The following is a 16958-nucleotide window of genomic DNA, read 5'->3' as shown; positions in this document are numbered from 1 at the left end:
CGAGAGCGGATGTTGATAACACAAGGAAAGTGTATGTATCGTCCTAAGAGTACGCTAGAGCAGTGGCGCATTTTTCAAGCCGTGGTCGATCATGGCGGCTATGCCCAAGCCGCCGAGATACTGAACAAAAGCCAGTCTTCGCTCAATCATGCGGTGGCCAAGCTGCAACAAGGCTTAGGCATTGCCCTGCTCGAAGTAAAAGGGCGTAAAGCCTACCTCACTCCAGAAGGTGAGGTGTTTTTACGCCGCTCACGCCAATTAACACAAGGCATAGAAGAGTTAGAGCTGCTTGCGGATGTGCTAGCCAGCGGCTGGGAGTCTTTGCTGCGCATAGTGGTGGAAGCCTCACTGCCGCGCCAACCTTTGTATCAAGCCTTGAGTGACTTCTCCCAGCGCTCGCGCGGTTGTCGTATTCATTTAATTGAAGCTCAACCCGCTGGTTGTCAGGCGGTGATCACCAAGCAAGCCGCCGACATGGTATTTGCCAGCCAGACTTATGCCGGCGTGACCTGTTTACCCTTATTGACCACGGTTTACGTGCCGGTCTGTGCGCCTGAGCACCCGCTGACTGGGCTTAATGAGGTTACCGCCTACGATCTAGACTCGGAACTGGAGCTAGTACTGGCCGAAGGCAAAGAGGCAGAACAAGGCTGGGAGCGCGCTAAACAGCGCTGGGTGATCAATCACTTACACGATACGCTGTCTTTATTACGTCGAGGTGTGGGCTTTGCTTGGCTACCGTTGGAAGTGATCACGCCGTTATTGGAAGCTCGGTTGCTGGTGCGGTTACCGATGGCGAACCAAGCGTTGCGCAAGCGCTTTACCCACCTTATTTTACCGCACGCCACCCCACCTGGTCCTGCAGCCAGCTTATTGCTAACTTTGATCCGCCAGCACTACACCGCCGCCTAAACTGGTGGTCCACATTAAAGTCTAGTGCCTCTTATATCTCTGCCCAAACTTATCCAGCTTTTAAGCCTAACGGCCCCCTAACCTGAGCCTAACCTTGCCTCCTAGCTAAGCCTCAGCTCAGGCATAGTCTTGCCAGCGGCCAATGGCTTCCTTATGCTGAAGCTCCTACTTTAGCCCAAGGAACCCCCATGCTTAACAGTCCGGAGTGTAAAACCCAAGTGTTTGATTTTGATCAGCAGATAGACCGTCGCCCAACGCGCGCCTTAAAATGGCTTAAATACGAAGGCACAGACATTTTGCCCATGTGGGTTGCGGATACAGAATTTAAAGCACCACCGGCGGTCATAGAAGCCCTCGCTAAGCGCGTTGAGCATGGCATCTTTGGTTATAGCCGCCCTAGCCCACAATTAACTGAGCTTATTATCCAGCGCATGAGCGATCGCTATAACTGGAAAATTGAAGCTGACTGGCTGGTCTATATGCCAGGAGTGGTGCCAGCTCTGAATCTGGCGTGTGAAACCTTTACAGCGCCCAACAGTAATATCATTACCGTTAAGCCGATTTACTATCCGTTTTTACACGCGCCGGGCTTTCATGGGCGCAAAGCCGCTTATGTAGACATGGTAGAGGTTGATGGCCGTTGGTTGCTGGATTTAGCGCAGTTAGAAGAGCAAGCCAAACACAGCGACTTATTTCTGCTGTGTAACCCCCATAATCCGGGCGGCACTATTTATAGCGAAGCGGAATTACTGGCCATCAATGAGATTGCCGCGCGTCACAATGTGATTGTGTGCTCTGATGAAATTCACTGTGACTTATTGCTCGACGAAGGTAAGCCGCATATTCCGTATGCCGCCTTAAATGATGATGCGGCTAATCGCAGTGTGATTTTAATGGCACCAAGCAAGACTTTTAACATTGCCGGACTGTGCTGCTCATTTGCCATTATCCCTAATCCTGAATTGCGTAATCGTTTCACTCGCGCGGCGCGCGGCATTATGGCAGATGTGAACTTATTAGGATTTGTGGCCGCCGAAGCCGCCTATCAAGACGGTGACGACTGGCTGGCCGCCCAGTTAGTATATTTACGCCAAAACCGCGACCTGCTGGTAGAGCGCCTTAATCAGGTGCCAGGTGTTAAAGTGCTCTCACCAGAAGCCACTTACTTGGCGTGGATTGATATCAGTGGTCTAGATCTTGAAGATCCGATTGGCTTTTTTGAACAAGCGGGAGTGGGCGTTTCATCAGGCGGACAATTTGGTGGCAGTGACTTTATTCGCCTTAACTTTGGCTGCACCCGCGCCATGTTAGAAGAAGCCTTGGATCGCATGATTAGCGCCATAGAAACTCGCTAAGTAGCACCGGCGCTGAAACTAGCTTATAAACTACGCCGCTTAACCTCTGTCACAGACAAAGCTTAAGCGGCGTTTTGCATCTAGATGAGCCGGCCAGAAACATTAAAGATTTAGGGTGGGTGTGTTTGGTTTGGCTCATCTCGTCTACTTCACCCTTTACACCTCGCCCCTCACAGTACTTACCGGTACTTAAAAAACAGACACAAAAAAGACCTTGCTTTGCAGCAAGGCCTTTTTCGTTTTTTTGGCGGAGGAGCAGGGATTTGAACCCTGGATGGGCTATAAACCCATGCCGGTTTTCAAGACCGGTGCATTCAACCACTCTGCCACCCCTCCGAACGAGACGAATAATACTGATAGCGAGGAGCACTGTAAATAGCTAAATGTTTAACTGCTGACTAATACAGCAGTTTTGAGGCTTTTTAAGTTTTAACGCTCAAAAAACAGACTTTCTGTTAGAATATAGTCCTAGTTAAGTCTCTTATTAAAGAGTAGACCCTCCCAAAACCGCACCCTTCGCCTTAAGATCTTTATGGCTAACTATGGCTTGGCATGGCTAACGCTCGACTCGCTGCTCAAACTCGCGCAAATTGGCCGTATCGGGGGCAGCACTAAGTTATGCCTATAGAGTTGTAGGCGCGGCTTTTATTTTAGTTGCATTTTGAATACAATTTTAACCCTAGCTGTATCCACTTACCGCATCACTCTTTTATTGAGGTTCTATGCACTTTAAACATCGACTGCGCGATGCAACGCTCGCCGGACTCGCCGCGTTCACCGCCGTAATCGTGCTGAGCTATCTGAAAAACTGGACACACTTTATGGTGCTCAGTGCCCCCCTGGGTGCCACCTTAGTACTGTTGTTGTTACTGCCGTCAGCGCCGCTTTCTCGACCTAAACACGTGATTTTAGGGCATCTGTTAACCACAGTGTTGTCTGTGATTGGCTTAAAATTTATTCCCGATCCCATGATTGGTTTAGCCGTTTGCTTTGGCTTAAGTTTTACCTTAATGGTGCTAACTGACACCCTGCATCCGCCCGCTGGTGCCAACCCTATTTTGATTTACTTAGCGGATCCTGACTTAGTGCCGTTGGACTTTATCTTGCCTACCTTATTCGGCACCTTATTTATGGTCGGCTTTGCCAGTGTCTACCATTACATTTTTACACATAGACGCTACCCTTTTGGCTCCAAAGTGCCCAAAGCCAGCAAGGTAGAAGAAGCAGCAAGTCCGTCTGAGCCGAGTACTGCAAACGCAAGCTCGGTTGACCCTAGAGCAGAAAGCCGCATTAAAGATTCTTATTAAGCTCTGTGGTTAATGAGTCGACCAAGCATTAAATTTGAGAAGGATGAGGCGTTTGCCTCATCCTTCTTTTGCTCTCGCCCTTAACTCTTAAGCACTTACTGTCAACTAGCTTAACTTTCCTACCTGCCTTTAAGCCACGTGTAGGCGAACACTTGTTCTCGCTACGCCGCAGGCGTAAATCATTATGACAACGACAACAATTAGCGATGCGACGAACGAGCTCGGTAGTTAAGGTTACGCCCTTATCCGTTAGAGCGCAGACGCAAAAAGAGCGCCTAAGCGCTCTTTTTAAACTAACCGTTAATTACGGTTAACAGTTGTTCAGCCTATTAGCTTAGAAATGCCATTCTAAGTTAACAGTGGCTGCGTCTGTGTCGGTACCAATGCCATCTTGGTTGCCGAACTTGTTACGCCAGTATTCATAACCCACACCCACCCAAACGGTGTTGTCTTTGTTAAAGGCCAGTTTACCGGCATCAACCATCAACGAAGTACGTACTAGCTGCTCATCAGTAGTGCCCTGACCTTTAGCTGTTGCCCAGTTACCAAAGCCTTGAAACTTCATCGGTACTACGCCTAGTTCGAATGGCAGGCCCCAAGTCAGATTATAGATGGTGTAATCGTTGAAAGTAATGTCTCTTTGGCCAACTGGCTTAAAGCCATTATGGTTACGCTCATGAGCGTAAAGTACTGAGAAGTCCAAGAAACCTTTTGGCACATCAAACTTCAAAGTAGGACCCACTACGATCATTTGCTTGCGAGGAGCAAACTGAGTGTTCTTGGTATTGGCATCAAAGCCAGCCGTTACGGCTACTTCTTTAACTGGACCAAAGCTAAAGTCTTGATTAAACACTTTCCCCAAGTGCAGCTGATGACGATAAGTCACGTAAGCTTCAAACGCACCTTTATTATCGTTAGGAGCAAAAGCATTGCCCCCTGTTGTATCGTTCGCAGGATCAGCGCTGTTAGACTGCAGCAAATCTACGTTGAAGAAGTTTTGGCCATAGTCATAACCACTAGCATGAGTCAGGCTTAGAATATGTTTTTTAACTTTTGAATCGATTGTAGGCTCGGTAAATTCAGTACCGTAGCGGTAACCAACAAAAGTATCAGACCAGTTAGCGGCGCTAACATGAGGGGCAGCTACGGCCATGGCCAGAGCAGAAACGGTTAAAATGCGCTTACTAATTTGCTTCATTCGTGATTCCCTTACATAGTCAAAGTGCGACGTCCTGATTTTTATATTTAAACGGCGTCAGCAGTGTGCATTCAGTTATAACTTGAGACACAAAAATGATGCCACAAAGCGACACCAAAAAGCTACATTTTGTTCACAATAACCTGATGCTAATGACAACAAAGCTGCAGAGCGTGATCCAGAGCAAGCTTTTTCAAACTATTTTTCAGTTGATTTCATCATACGTTAACACAGCATTTTATCAGTTAATTCAGTGGCTACTGCCATTAACGCTGCTCTATGGCCGAGTGCCACCTGCGCATTGGGAAAGACGACTGCTTCATCTTGTTCCGCCACCCGCCACTGCCGATCTCCGTCGGTCGCTAGCAAAGTATCGGGCGAAAAAGGGCTAAAGTTGGCTACATCGTCGGAAAAATGAAAACAAAATTGTGTACTGTGCTTAGTGATTTCTTGACACACTTGAAACACGCGAAGATCTGTCAAAGCTAAGAGAGGTGGCTGCCAGCTGGGCTCACTGAGCTCTGCGCTCAAGCATTGCTGCAATCTGTCTAAGCGCCCCACCTCGTTCTGACCAAAGGGCATCACTTTGCCTAGCTCTATCGTTAAGGACTGCGCACCAAACTGCTGCGCACTAAAGCAGCTGAACGTAGGCGCCGGCGCATTTGACAGTAATAAGGTGTTAATGTCAGCCGCAGCTAGAAAAGCCAACAAGTCACGGGAATAGGTGTGAGATGCCATATAAGGATACACAGCAAACTGCTCATACTTTGAAGGGCGGATCGCGGTGTGTAAGTCATAATGCAGCCGCTTAGCGCCGCTGCGGGCATGATAAAAACGCGCCATATAATGTTCGAGCTTGGCCGCTCGCTCTCGTTCTTTATTCGCCGCTGGTTTGTTTATGACAGCTTTATTTGCTACCGATTTATTTACGACAGCTCTATTTATATCAGCCCCGTCAACCTCGATTTTTTGGCCATGCTGACCACAAAAAAGGCGATTGAGATTGTCTTCCACTTCCCGCACCGCTAAATTCATGGCCTCTAAATTGCCAAAAATAAGTAATAAGCGCTGCGCGCTGACTAATCGGCCACTGACAATCTCGGCCAACAGCCGTTCGCACATTTCGATAGGCGCGGTTTCATTGCCGTGAATGCCACAAGAGATAACGATATCTTTATTCGCCGTATCATTCTTAGCCTCATCCTTCTTAACTGCAGATGCGGGCTCCACACAGAGCACGCCGCTGTCCCACACTTCAATGCGCCCACCACTGGCGAGCGGTACGCTAAACGGCGCTAAACCATCGGGATTAGCGCGACTAAGTGTTAAAAAATTATTAAGCGGGCTGGTAGTCATGAGGCCTCCGTATGCAGAGAAAAGTGCTCTCGCTAAGAAATACACAGATATAGAAGGAGCGAAGATTAGGGAATGAATGAGGAAAGGCTAAACAGACCAAAACACGAAATCTCAGTCCAACGGAAAGTCGTCAGCTGTGCGCAGTATATAACAAGACGGTGTTTATCTTTAACGTACGGCGCACAGCGTAAGGCGTAGTGAAAAGATAGAGGGGACAAGTGTTTCTTATCCCTTACGCCTCACTCTCTGCGCCTTTCCCCTCACGGCATTTAACTACACACCGGCCTTGGCAAAGGCGGCATTAACCAGCGCTTGGGCTTCGGCGATCAACAAGTCTAAATGCTCGGCACCGCGAAAACTTTCGGCGTAAATTTTATATACTTGCTCGGTACCACTGGGACGAGCGGCAAACCAGCCTTGCTCGGTCACCACTTTTAAACCGCCAATGGAGGCTCCATTACCCGGCGCCGTGGTTAAGCGCGCGATAATAGCGTCGCCGGCTAAAGTTTGTGCCTCAATCACGTTCGGATTGAGCGTGGCCAAGACCTGCTTTTGCGCCAAGCTGGCAGGCGCGTCAACCCGCTTATATACTGGCTCGCCTAATTGCTCAACTAAGTTGGCGTAATAAGCATGAGGCGTAAGACCGGTCACGGCTAAGATCTCAGCGGCCAATAAAGAGGGAATAAAACCGTCTTTATCGGTGCTCCACACTTCACCATTTTTACGCAAAAATGAAGCACCGGCGCTTTCTTCACCGACAAAGCCTAGCTTGCCGGCCAGTAAATCTTGCACATACCATTTAAAGCCCACCGGCACTTCCATTAAGCGTCGGCCCAGTTGTGCGGCGACTCTGTCAATCATGGAAGACGAAACCAGCGTCTTACCCACGGCCAGGCTTACTGGCCACTCAGATCTATGGGTAAACAAATAATGAATGCACACCGCCAAATAATGGTTGGGGTTCATTAAGCCTTGGCTATCAACGATACCGTGACGGTCATAATCCGGGTCATTGCCACAACTGATATCAAAGTCATCTTTGAGTGCCAACAGATTAGCCATGCTATAAGGGCTTGAGCAATCCATGCGAATTTTACCGTCATGATCAAGGGTCATAAAAGAAAAAGTCGGATCTTGGCTGGGGTTCACCACGGTAATATCGAGCCCATAACGCGCGGCGATATGCGGCCAATAGGCCAAGCCTGCGCCACCTAAAGGATCGATACCGATACGAATGCCGGCTTTTTTGATGGCCGCCATATCGATAACGTCGCCTAATTCGGCCACGTAATGCTCGATATAATCAAACTCCACCGCTTGGGATAAAGCTTGGCTTATTGATTGGCGGCGAATGCCCTCGCCTTTGGCGGCAATCAGCTGGTTAGCGCGGTCTTGGATCCAACCGGTGGCCTCGCTGGAGGCAGGACCGCCATCGGCACCGTTGTATTTAATGCCACCATCGCGGGGCGGATTATGCGAGGGCGTGATCACGATACCGTCGGCCAAGGCGTGAGGATGGGCGCGATTATGATTTAAAATGGCGTGGGAGATCACCGGCGTCGGCGTATAGCCGCGCTCCGTTTGAATTCTCACCTCTATGCCATGAGCAGTAAGCACCTCCAGCGCCGAACCCCACGCGGCCTCAGACAAAGCATGGGTGTCCATGCCTAAATACAAGGGCCCAGTCAGCTTTTGTAAATGGCGATACTCACTGATGGCTTGGCAAATGGCGTGAATATGGGCTTCGTTAAAGCTCACATCCAGCGCACAGCCTCTATGACCAGAGGTGCCGAAGGCGACCTTTTGCTCCGCAAGACTGACATCGGGCGTTAATTGGTAATACGCCGCCATTAAGCGCGGCACATTAATAAGTTCGTCCGGATTGGCGCGCAGGCCCGCTCTGGGGTGTGTGCTCATTGCTTTCCTTATTTTACAAATCCATGTTTACACATGCGTGTTTGCACTGTCGTATTTAAAAAATTCAAGTTAAATACTGTGCGATACCCGCTCAATTAAGCCGTGTGCATACCCCATGGCCGCCATCAGCTGCGCCACTATATTGCGCTTGCGTCCGGTATTGGTGTTAGTGATCACCCAATAAGGGCTACCGGCGATGGCTTTAGGCTTGGTGGTATTGCCACTGGCCAGCAAGGCCGCTTCGTCGTCGGCAAAATAAATTCGCTTGCGCCCTTTAATGTCATTCGCCTGTGCAAACGCGGTCGGGTTTTCTTGATACAAGACCGATAAGATGTGCATAAAGCGATCAATGGCCGACTCTTGAGACTTCAGCTCTTCACCCTTTAACATTTGCTCTATGCCCTGCCCCAGCAAGAGCTCAGGCTCGGCTTTAACCACCTCTTTTTGCGGCTCACCTATTTGTGGCTGAGCTGTTGGTAACAGGTGATGGGCCACCACCGGCTCTATTTTCAGTAAGCGCCGTAATATATCCGAAGCACTTTCACCAATATGGCGTGTATTACTGGCAATGTAACGATAAAGCTCTTCATCTACCTCTATGGTTTTCATCATATTTTTTGGCATGTCCACTCCCAATGACGGATTTTGATTATACATGGTGCGAGCTAAGTGCCCAAGTAGGTTGCACCGCTTGCGCGAGCAAGCAACAATGTCGGCCTTGATTTTTGACTGGGATATTCTTATGCAACTGAATTTTCGTCGCCAAGGGCAAGGCCAAACAGTAATCCTTATCCACGGTTTATTTGGCAACTTGGATAACTTAAATGGCCTCGCCAAAGCCTTGGCTGAGCACTATGACGTGGTGAGCGTCGATGTACGTAATCACGGACTCTCGCCGCGCAGTGCACAGATGAATTATCAGGTGATGGCCCAAGATATATTGGCGTTAATTGAGCAACTTGAACTCAGCAAGCCTTGGCTTGTCGGTCATTCTATGGGCGGAAAAATAGCCATGATGACCGCAGGCCTAGCCCCAGATCTGATCGCCGGCATTGTGGTTGCTGATATGGCGCCGGTGGCTTATACCCAAGCCCGCCACACCGAGGTATTCGCCGGTTTAACGGCGGTGGCAGCAGCAGATTGCGCCAATCGAAAAGAGGCGGATGTAATATTAGCCCAACACATACAGCTGCCGGGCGTGCGGCAATTTTTGCTGAAATCATTTGTGCCCAAGACCACAGATGCCGGTGAATCAGGCAGCTGGCGCTTTAATGTCCCCGCCCTGCTTGAGCAGTATCCGCATGTTATGAGCTGGCCTGGGGTTGAGCCGGCCTATCTTGGGCCCGTGCTCTTTATTAAGGGTGGCGAGTCCGATTACTTACTGCCTGAGTATCAAGCAGAGGTCGTCGCGCAATTTCCACGGGCAACAGCGAAAGTGATCCCAGATACTGGCCATTGGTTACATGCGGAACAGCCCCAATTGTTTAACCGTTTGGTGATGGATTTCTTAGGCAAGGTCGGTTAACAGCGCCATTTGCTTTATGGTATAGTGCCGACAATTTAAAAAGATCGGGCAGCATGATGTCATTAGAACAAATAGAGCTTTTGGAAACTTGGGGTCTCAAGTTTTTCTTTATCGCCATCTTTCTCTTGATTGGCCTGGCAATTCAAGATGTACTCAAACGCGGCAATGTGCCTAAGTTTGGTCGTTATATTGTTTGGGCCGTGCTGTTTTTGGGCTGTTCCGGCTTTATTGCCAAAGGCATCATCGAAGCCTTCTGGGAAGGGGCTGGTGTAGGTTAGCCATGGCAAAACAGGATGCTGACAGAACCACGCTGGACTTATTTGCCGATGAGCGCAGACCGGGTAGACCCAAGACCAATCCTCTGCCTCGCGAAGCTCAGCTCAAGTTCAATAAGCGTAATCAGCTTAAGCGCGACCGAGCACGGGGTTTAAGCCGTATCGAGCTAAAAGTCGATCAGGCAATGCTACATAAATTAAATGTATTGGCCGCCGAGCTTCAGCTAAGCCGAGCCGATTTGATCCAAACTTTACTGTCACAACAGCTCGAGCTGCACGACAGTCAGTAGGCCGACCGGCCTAACCACTCACATTTACGACAGGTACAACATTATTATGGCAAGTGTAGGTCTGTTTTTTGGCAGTGATACCGGTAACACCGAAGCTATCGCCAAGATGATCCAGAAAGAGCTGGGCAAGAGTCTGATTGCAGTACACGATATTGCAAAAAGCACCAAAGAAGATATCGCAGGCTTTGATTTGCTGCTGCTAGGCATACCAACTTGGTACTACGGTGAGTCTCAGGCGGATTGGGATGATTTCTTTCCTGAGCTGGAAGATATCGACTTCAACGATAAGCTAGTGGCCTTATTTGGTTGCGGCGACCAAGAAGATTATGCCGAGTACTTTCTCGATGCCATGGGCACGTTGCGTGAGATTATCGAGCCTAAAGGCGCCATTATCATTGGCCATTGGCCTACCGAAGGCTATGAGTTTGAAGCCTCTCGTGCCTTAGTCGACGATGCGCACTTTATCGGCTTAGGCATAGACGAAGACCGCCAGCCTGAGCAAACGCAGGCCCGAGTGAAAGCTTGGTGTAAGCAGATATATGAAGAAATGTGCTTAAAAGAGCTGGAAGCTTAATTCACCAGCCACGGTCTAATAGGGATGCAAGACGCGTCCCTTTTTTATAGTAAGTGTTAGTTAGGTGCTAGCTTGTTGTAATAAACCTATTTGAAACGTAAGTTAGCACCCACAAAGACCCACAACCCCCAATTGATGCATTTGAGAGCCAGATATGAAAAAGTTAACGATATCACTGCTACTATTGCTACTGCCCTGCACCTCGGTGTGGGCCAATATTACCCCTTTGCCTTTACCCGCAGATAAAGGCCAACCTATTGGGCAGCTACTACTGCACACCGCCCAAGAAGAAGATACTTTAACAAGCTTGGCTCGCTATTATGGTGTTAGCCCTATTTTGATGATTGCGGCTAACCCCGATCAAGACTTGTTACTGATTAAACCCGGCCAACAAGTGGTGATCCCCAACCAAATGCTGCTGCCTAAGGCCTCAACCAAAGGTATCGTCATTAACTTGGCCGAGCTAAGACTCTACTATTACCCAGAAGATGAACAAGCCGTGTATGTGTTCCCAATCGGTATTGGCCGCGTGGGACGTGCCACCCCGCTCACCACTACCAGCATTAGCCAGATGCGGAAAAATCCTACCTGGACGCCTACCGCCAACACTCATCGCGAGTATGCTGCCATGGGCAAACCCTTACCGGCAGTCGTGCCTGCGGGCCCTGATAACCCATTGGGCGAATACGCAATGCGCTTGGCTTATGGCAGCGGTGAATACTTAATTCACGGCACTAACGATCCAAAAGATATGGGCTTACGCTCCAGTGCGGGTTGCATTCGTATGTACCCTGAGCACGTAGAGTGGCTGTTTGCTCAAGTAGATACCGGTACTCAAGTACAAATTGTTAACCAATCGCTTAAAGTCAGTACCGACGAATATGGCCAAATCTTCGTCGAGTCTCATGAGCCGTTAACCACAGAAGGCACCGCTGATACCCGCCCGCTGGACATGAGCGACTTAGCACCTTTGTTTGAGCAAGGCGTTGATGAAGCGACCATCAGACAAATCATTGGTAGCCATCAGGCTACGCCGCAGCTGGCCGGTCAGGTGAACTAGTTCGCCATCTATCATTAACTTATTTGCCCAGCCAAGCGCTGGGCTTTTTTATGCCCATTAAACAGCTCTACTAAGGCCAAGAGTGCGCGGTAAGCCGCATATTGTATATGTGTGGGGCGAGGGGCGTGAGGCGTGAGGCGTGAGGCGTGAGGCGTGAGGCGTGAGGCGTGAGGCGTGAGGCGTGAGGCGTGAGGCGTGAGGCAATATTAAATTATAGGCAAAAAAAAGCCTGACCGAAGTCAGGCTTTTCAGTTGCACCAATAAAATTACTTGGTGTAACGACCCATCTGGTCCAGACGAGAGTTAGCGCGATCTGCAGAAGCACGAGCTTCAGCAACATCAGCAGCCAAACGATCGATTTTAGCAGAGTTAGCTTGCTGACCCTGTTGAACTGCTTGTAAGTCTTGTGCGATACCGTCCAGTTTGGTTTCGGTAGCGGTGTTTGAACTACAACCAGCTAACATCAAAGTACCAGCTACTGCTACTAACATCATTTTATTGCGCATTACATGCTCCTTGTTTCTATGAATAGTCTCTAAGACCACTTAGTCACCCTAAGTATGGACGAAGTTCCCCTATGTTCGCAAATTATTTTACAAACCATGACGTTAGGAAATTTTGCTCAAAGCTCTTAACTATCATTGATTCGTACTTTTTTTCGCACATAGAGCGTTCGTTCCACCTCAGCGATTAGTGCGCCTTCCTCATCCATAATATTAATACGAAAATGGGGAAAGTGCTTATGACCATATTGGGTCGCCTTGAGTATCTCACTTAGCTGGTCTTGGCTCAAATGAATATCCGCATATACACGGCCTTTACCTGGCTTAATGAAGGTGATTTTGGCTGCGCGATCCCATATATAGTAGCCATTGCCAAGAATTCCCATTAATAGCATTGAGTAGACAGGATCTGTCATGGAGAACAAACTGCCACCGTATTGGGTACGGTTGGCGTTTTTATTCCACCAGCGTAATACCAAACCGATACGACACTCGCGGTAGTCTTGGCTTAGGTGTTCAATGCGAATGCCAGCCCCCCAAAAAGGCGGCCAACAGTTCATCAGGAATTTAAGTAAGCGGGGGCGAGCAAATATCTGCTGCATCTATCTCATCCGACCAGTATCAATAATCACCGATAGTAGCAAAAACAAACTGCACTAACAGGCTTATTGCCCTAGATCATGGCACCGGCTCACAAAACTAGATTGCGGTTGCCTTTAAAGGTAGAAAGAAGCACAATGAAGGCAATAAACACACGAATTGCGAAACTTTATTCTTATGGCTGACAACAATCAAGCTTTGAAAAGAGCAGGCCTCAAGGTGACGCTCCCCCGCGTAAAAATCCTTGAGTTGCTCCAACATCCTGATACTGAACATGTAAGTGCAGAAGACCTGTACAAAATGTTGCTCGATCAGGGTGAAGAAATTGGTCTAGCTACCGTTTATCGTGTGCTAAACCAATTTGACGATGCAGGTATGGTCGCGCGCCACCATTTTGAAGGCGGCAAGTCTGTATTTGAATTAGCATCTCAAGAGCACCACGATCACTTGGTGTGCTTGGACTGTGGCAAAGTTATCGAATTTCATGATGAAATTATCGAAGAACGCCAACAAGTGGTGGCCAGTCAATTTAATATCAAATTGACGAATCATAGCTTATATCTGTATGGTCATTGCCATGACAAGCCGTGTCGTCATAACGACGAAGATAACTAGTCTGACGTTGCCTAAGGTTGAAAAATATAGGGCATAAAAATTTAAGACATAAAAAAGCCGCACACGTTGCTAACACCGATCAGTTAAGAAATTTTGGCGATCGGTTGACCGATCCTTATACGGCGTCAGAATACCCTCATCACCACATGGTATGAGGGTATTTTTTTGCTTGCTCACTGGTTACTCGACACCGATACATTTGCCGTTCCTGAGTCGTTATCGACCTTTCACAAACACCTTCCTCTGGACTGGATTCATACCGCGCTAGAGCAAACGGATAAAGCGAGTGTCAGGCGGCGAAAGCTCCCCGCCGAGCTGGTGGTCTGGTTGGTTATCGCCATGGGATTATTTCGTGACCGTTCGATTAGTGATGTGGTAGACAAGTTAGATCTTCAACTGACCAATAAGCTGGGAGAGTCCGTCGCGCCCAGTGCCATTCCCCAAGCTAGACAACGTCTGACTAGCGAGCCATTAGCCGCCTTGTTTAACCTCACGGCTGCGCGTTGGATTGCAGAAGAAGACGGTAAGGATACCTGGCATGGACTTCGACTTTATTCTGTCGACGGCACCCAATTTCGCACTGCGGATACCCCCGAGTTAGCCAAACACTTCGGTTACGTTAAACACAGTAAAACGGCCCATACTGAATACCCCGTTGTTCGTCTGTGTGCCTTTAGTTCTCTGCGTAGTCGCATGGTTCATCATGTTGCTTTTGGCCCGAGTCATCAGGGAGAAGTCACTTATACTAAGCAACTGCTTGCGCATGTCCCCGATCACAGCCTAACGATATTTGACCGTTGTTATCTCAGTGCAGAATTATTGATTAACTGGCAACGCCAGCATCCTCACGCGCACTGGATGGTACCCATAAAAAGTAACACCCAATATACGGTGCTGCACTCGTTTTCAGAGTGCGATCATCTGGTGGAAATGAAAGTGTCACCTCAGGCAAGAAAATTAGATCCTTCCTTGCCGGAGCACTGGCAAGCGCGGCTGGTACTTTACCCTGAGCCGGTTAGCAGCAACCATATCAAGGGCGTACTGTGCTCGTTAGTCGATGGACAGCAGCACTCAGGCCAAGCGTTACTGGATGTCTATTTTGAGCGGTGGGAGATCGAAAATAGTTATGGGGAAATTAAACATCGGATGCTGGAGGATACGATTTTATTGCGCAGTCAGTCGGTTGAAGGTGTCACGCAGGAGCTGTGGGGGATTTTACTTGCCTACAATTTAGTGCGGGTGGAGATCAGCCGCATTGCTCACGAGGCAGACGTCTCACCGCTGCGGATTAGTTTTATGATGGCGTTAAGAGATATTCAGGATGAAGTAATGTGGTGTGCCATCGCCGCCCCCGGCACGATCCCCAAAAAGCTGAGGGCCATGCGCGAGCGAGTGAAGCGCTATATTTTGCCTGAAAAAAGAAAACGGCCCAAGAGTAGGACCGTTCGGATATCAAAAACTCGGTACCCCATTCGCTCTAAACACGCTTAACTGAATGGTGTTAGCACACGTTGCGGCTTTTTTGTGTCTGGTTTTCATATCGTGAAGAGTAAGGCGTGAGGTGAAAGACACCGCGTTTATAGACGTGGCTACTACCCTTCACGCCTCACGCCTTATTACTTATCTGACAGCTTTGTCTTAAGATTGATCTTCTTTACCCCACGAATCGCGCAGCGCAACCGTTAGGTTAAATACCAAAGCTTCGCTTTTGCTATCGCGGCAGAAATAACCTTCACGCTCAAACTGGAAGGCTTCTTCTGCGACTGCAGTAGCTAAAGAAGGCTCCACCATCACACCGCTGAGTATTTGCAGTGAGTCAGGGTTTAGCGCTTCTTCAAACGACTCTGCAGCGCCTGGGTTTGGCACATTAAACAGTCGGTCATATAAGCGCACTTCTGCAGGTACACAGTGACGTGCCGACACCCAATGGATCACACCTCTGACCTTGCGGCCATCAGCAGGATCTTGACCTAAGGTGTCGGGGTCGTAGCTACAGAAGATGGTGGTAATATTACCCGCCGCGTCTTTTTCTATGCGCTCAGCTTTAACCACATAGGCATTACGCAGTCGCACTTCTTTACCCAACACCAATCGCTTGTACTTTTTATTCGCTTCTTCGCGAAAATCCGCTTCATCGATAAAAATTTCGCGGCTAAACGGCAACTCGCGCGTGCCCATTTCTGGATTGCTCGGATGACGTGGTGCTTGCAAAATTTCTTCGTGATCTTCGCTTAAGTTTTCAATCACCAAGCGTACGGGGCGCAAAACTGCCATGGCACGCGGTGCATTCTCATTGAGATCGTCACGAATACAGGCTTCTAACATGCCCATTTCGATGGTATTTTCTTGCTTCGTTACCCCAATGCGCAAACAAAATTCACGTATCGCCGCTGGTGTATACCCGCGACGGCGCAAGCCAGAGATAGTCGGCATGCGGGGATCATCCCAACCTTCTACATAGTTTTCTACCACCAGCTGGTTCAACTTGCGCTTCGACATCACCGTATATTCAAGATTAAGGCGAGAGAACTCATATTGACGGGGATGACAGTCAATACTGATGTTATCTAATACCCAGTCGTACAAACGACGGTTATCTTGAAACTCCAGCGTACACAATGAATGACTGATGTTTTCCAGCGCATCTGAGATGCAATGGGTAAAGTCATACATAGGGTAGATGCACCACTGATCACCGGTTTGATGGTGATGAGCAAAGCGCACGCGATACAACACAGGGTCGCGCATCACCATAAAAGGCGACGCCATGTCGATTTTAGCGCGCAGGCAAACCGTGCCTTCCGCAAACTCACCATTACGCATACGAGTAAACAGCTCTAAGCTGTCGGTAGGCAAGCGCTCACGATACGGACTGTTGCGACCAGGACTGGTTAATGTGCCACGGTATTCGCGAATCTCATCGGGCGTGAGCTCGTCCACATAGGCCAGACCCTTTTCAATCAATTCAACGGCGTAGCCATAGAGCTGTTCAAAATAGTCTGAAGAGTAGCGAATATCCCCGCTCCACTCAAAGCCAAGCCAGCGTACATCACGTTGAATCGACTCAACGTACTCTACACTCTCTTTTTCTGGGTTAGTGTCATCAAAGCGCAGATTACACTGACCTTGATAATCTTGAGCGATGCCAAAGTTCAGACAGATGGATTTGGCATGGCCAATATGAAGATAGCCGTTGGGCTCTGGCGGAAAACGCGTCTGTATTGACTGATGTTTGCCGTTGGCCAAATCTTCATTAATGATTTGGCGAATAAAATTGCTAGGACTTGGGTCCACCTGACTCATTCATACACCTCGAACGTGGGAATGGCATTTACAAACGACTATGATCCATGATCTACGGCCACGGCTCAAGTGCCAGCACACAATAATTGAGTTGTGCCCGACCTTTACACCACAACCGCCGGTTTACTCGCGCCATTTAACAATAAAAAAGCCGCCTTGCGGCTAACA

Annotated in this window: 17 protein-coding genes and 1 tRNA gene; 10 read left to right on the top strand and 8 right to left on the bottom strand. The window is 48.7% G+C overall.

What is annotated here, in order from left to right:
- The first annotated feature begins 33 nt into the window (after nt 1-33).
- On the top strand, nt 34-912 hold the full coding sequence (locus tag R0134_RS05565; protein WP_319783830.1) for a LysR family transcriptional regulator: 879 nt from the start codon (nt 34-36) through the stop codon (nt 910-912).
- 218 nt (nt 913-1130) lie between these two features.
- Nucleotides 1131-2267 carry a MalY/PatB family protein gene (locus R0134_RS05560; protein WP_319784309.1) on the top strand — a complete coding sequence of 379 codons (1137 nt, stop codon included), beginning with the start codon at nt 1131-1133 and terminating at the stop codon, nt 2265-2267.
- A gap of 245 nt (nt 2268-2512) precedes the next feature.
- On the opposite strand, the gene R0134_RS05555 is transcribed toward R0134_RS05560, so the two are convergent.
- Nucleotides 2513-2603 (bottom strand) — tRNA-Ser (locus R0134_RS05555).
- Nucleotides 2604-2989: 386 nt separating this feature from the next.
- Between R0134_RS05555 and R0134_RS05550 the strand changes: the two genes are divergently transcribed.
- Complete coding sequence (locus R0134_RS05550) at nt 2990-3574, top strand: HPP family protein (protein ID WP_319783829.1); 585 nt, start codon at nt 2990-2992, stop codon at nt 3572-3574.
- Between the two features lie 334 nt (nt 3575-3908).
- Here R0134_RS05550 and R0134_RS05545 read toward each other — a convergent pair whose 3' ends face one another.
- The 4 genes from R0134_RS05545 to seqA all read right to left on the bottom strand — a co-directional run bounded on the left by R0134_RS05545 (nt 3909) and on the right by seqA (nt 8654).
- Nucleotides 3909-4772, bottom strand: a complete 864-nt coding sequence (locus R0134_RS05545; protein WP_319783828.1) for a hypothetical protein — start codon at nt 4770-4772, stop codon at nt 3909-3911.
- 225 nt (nt 4773-4997) lie between these two features.
- Complete coding sequence (locus R0134_RS05540; RefSeq protein WP_319783827.1) at nt 4998-6128, bottom strand: succinylglutamate desuccinylase; 1131 nt, start codon at nt 6126-6128, stop codon at nt 4998-5000.
- 273 nt (nt 6129-6401) lie between these two features.
- On the bottom strand, nt 6402-8045 hold the full coding sequence (gene pgm, locus R0134_RS05535) for a phosphoglucomutase (alpha-D-glucose-1,6-bisphosphate-dependent) (RefSeq protein WP_319783826.1): 1644 nt from the start codon (nt 8043-8045) through the stop codon (nt 6402-6404).
- 69 nt (nt 8046-8114) lie between these two features.
- Entirely contained in the window at nt 8115-8654 is a 540-nt protein-coding gene (seqA, locus tag R0134_RS05530) for a replication initiation negative regulator SeqA (protein ID WP_319784308.1), read from the bottom strand.
- 133 nt (nt 8655-8787) lie between these two features.
- Between seqA and R0134_RS05525 the strand changes: the two genes are divergently transcribed.
- From R0134_RS05525 to R0134_RS05505, 5 genes are all read left to right on the top strand, one after another.
- Nucleotides 8788-9570, top strand: a complete 783-nt coding sequence (locus R0134_RS05525; RefSeq protein ID WP_319783825.1) for an alpha/beta fold hydrolase — start codon at nt 8788-8790, stop codon at nt 9568-9570.
- Nucleotides 9571-9626: 56 nt separating this feature from the next.
- Nucleotides 9627-9848, top strand: a complete 222-nt coding sequence (locus tag R0134_RS05520; RefSeq protein WP_087034600.1) for a DUF2788 domain-containing protein — start codon at nt 9627-9629, stop codon at nt 9846-9848.
- Nucleotides 9849-9850: 2 nt separating this feature from the next.
- On the top strand, nt 9851-10135 hold the full coding sequence (gene ybfE, locus R0134_RS05515; protein WP_319783824.1) for a LexA regulated protein: 285 nt from the start codon (nt 9851-9853) through the stop codon (nt 10133-10135).
- Between the two features lie 46 nt (nt 10136-10181).
- On the top strand, nt 10182-10709 hold the full coding sequence (gene fldA / locus R0134_RS05510; RefSeq protein ID WP_319783823.1) for a flavodoxin FldA: 528 nt from the start codon (nt 10182-10184) through the stop codon (nt 10707-10709).
- 154 nt (nt 10710-10863) lie between these two features.
- The gene (locus R0134_RS05505; RefSeq protein ID WP_319783822.1) at nt 10864-11769 is read left to right on the top strand and encodes a L,D-transpeptidase family protein; all 906 of its coding nucleotides are present in this window, start codon (nt 10864-10866) and stop codon (nt 11767-11769) included.
- A gap of 266 nt (nt 11770-12035) precedes the next feature.
- Here the strand turns inward: R0134_RS05505 and R0134_RS05500 are convergent, their stop codons facing one another.
- On the bottom strand, nt 12036-12275 hold the full coding sequence (locus tag R0134_RS05500) for an LPP leucine zipper domain-containing protein (RefSeq protein ID WP_087034604.1): 240 nt from the start codon (nt 12273-12275) through the stop codon (nt 12036-12038).
- Between the two features lie 125 nt (nt 12276-12400).
- Nucleotides 12401-12874, bottom strand: coding sequence for a DUF4442 domain-containing protein (locus R0134_RS05495; RefSeq protein WP_319783821.1), 474 nt, complete (start codon nt 12872-12874; stop codon nt 12401-12403).
- Nucleotides 12875-13049: 175 nt separating this feature from the next.
- Here R0134_RS05495 and fur point away from each other — a divergent pair, with 175 nt between their 5' ends.
- Both fur and R0134_RS05485 read left to right on the top strand, forming a co-directional pair.
- A complete protein-coding gene (gene fur / locus R0134_RS05490) occupies nt 13050-13487 on the top strand; it encodes a ferric iron uptake transcriptional regulator (RefSeq protein ID WP_087034606.1) in 438 nt (145 codons plus the stop codon).
- Between the two features lie 165 nt (nt 13488-13652).
- Nucleotides 13653-14978 carry an IS4 family transposase gene (locus R0134_RS05485; RefSeq protein ID WP_319782802.1) on the top strand — a complete coding sequence of 442 codons (1326 nt, stop codon included), beginning with the start codon at nt 13653-13655 and terminating at the stop codon, nt 14976-14978.
- 147 nt (nt 14979-15125) lie between these two features.
- On the opposite strand, the gene glnS is transcribed toward R0134_RS05485, so the two are convergent.
- Nucleotides 15126-16790, bottom strand: a complete 1665-nt coding sequence (gene glnS, locus R0134_RS05480) for a glutamine--tRNA ligase (protein WP_319783820.1) — start codon at nt 16788-16790, stop codon at nt 15126-15128.
- Nucleotides 16791-16958 lie beyond the last annotated feature (168 nt).

Origin of the sequence: Oceanisphaera sp. IT1-181 (assembly GCF_033807535.1) — a bacterium.
In the GTDB taxonomy this organism is placed as follows: domain Bacteria; phylum Pseudomonadota; class Gammaproteobacteria; order Enterobacterales; family Aeromonadaceae; genus Oceanimonas.
This window is presented reverse-complemented; position numbering and strand designations above follow the sequence as displayed.

Bases quoted from the DNA above. Each gene is read 5' to 3' on its own strand.
- R0134_RS05565 (WP_319783830.1), top strand. From the start codon at position 34: ATGTATCGTCCTAAGAGTACGCTAGAGCAGTGGCGCATTTTTCAAGCC.
- R0134_RS05550 (WP_319783829.1), top strand. From the start codon at position 2,990: ATGCACTTTAAACATCGACTGCGCGATGCAACGCTCGCCGGACTCGCC.
- R0134_RS05545 (WP_319783828.1), bottom strand. From the start codon at position 4,772: ATGAAGCAAATTAGTAAGCGCATTTTAACCGTTTCTGCTCTGGCCATG.
- R0134_RS05540 (WP_319783827.1), bottom strand. From the start codon at position 6,128: ATGACTACCAGCCCGCTTAATAATTTTTTAACACTTAGTCGCGCTAAT.
- pgm (WP_319783826.1), bottom strand. From the start codon at position 8,045: ATGAGCACACACCCCAGAGCGGGCCTGCGCGCCAATCCGGACGAACTT.
- seqA (WP_319784308.1), bottom strand. From the start codon at position 8,654: ATGAAAACCATAGAGGTAGATGAAGAGCTTTATCGTTACATTGCCAGT.
- R0134_RS05525 (WP_319783825.1), top strand. From the start codon at position 8,788: ATGCAACTGAATTTTCGTCGCCAAGGGCAAGGCCAAACAGTAATCCTT.
- R0134_RS05520 (WP_087034600.1), top strand. From the start codon at position 9,627: ATGTCATTAGAACAAATAGAGCTTTTGGAAACTTGGGGTCTCAAGTTT.
- ybfE (WP_319783824.1), top strand. From the start codon at position 9,851: ATGGCAAAACAGGATGCTGACAGAACCACGCTGGACTTATTTGCCGAT.
- fldA (WP_319783823.1), top strand. From the start codon at position 10,182: ATGGCAAGTGTAGGTCTGTTTTTTGGCAGTGATACCGGTAACACCGAA.
- R0134_RS05505 (WP_319783822.1), top strand. From the start codon at position 10,864: ATGAAAAAGTTAACGATATCACTGCTACTATTGCTACTGCCCTGCACC.
- R0134_RS05500 (WP_087034604.1), bottom strand. From the start codon at position 12,275: ATGCGCAATAAAATGATGTTAGTAGCAGTAGCTGGTACTTTGATGTTA.
- R0134_RS05495 (WP_319783821.1), bottom strand. From the start codon at position 12,874: ATGCAGCAGATATTTGCTCGCCCCCGCTTACTTAAATTCCTGATGAAC.
- fur (WP_087034606.1), top strand. From the start codon at position 13,050: ATGGCTGACAACAATCAAGCTTTGAAAAGAGCAGGCCTCAAGGTGACG.
- glnS (WP_319783820.1), bottom strand. From the start codon at position 16,790: ATGAGTCAGGTGGACCCAAGTCCTAGCAATTTTATTCGCCAAATCATT.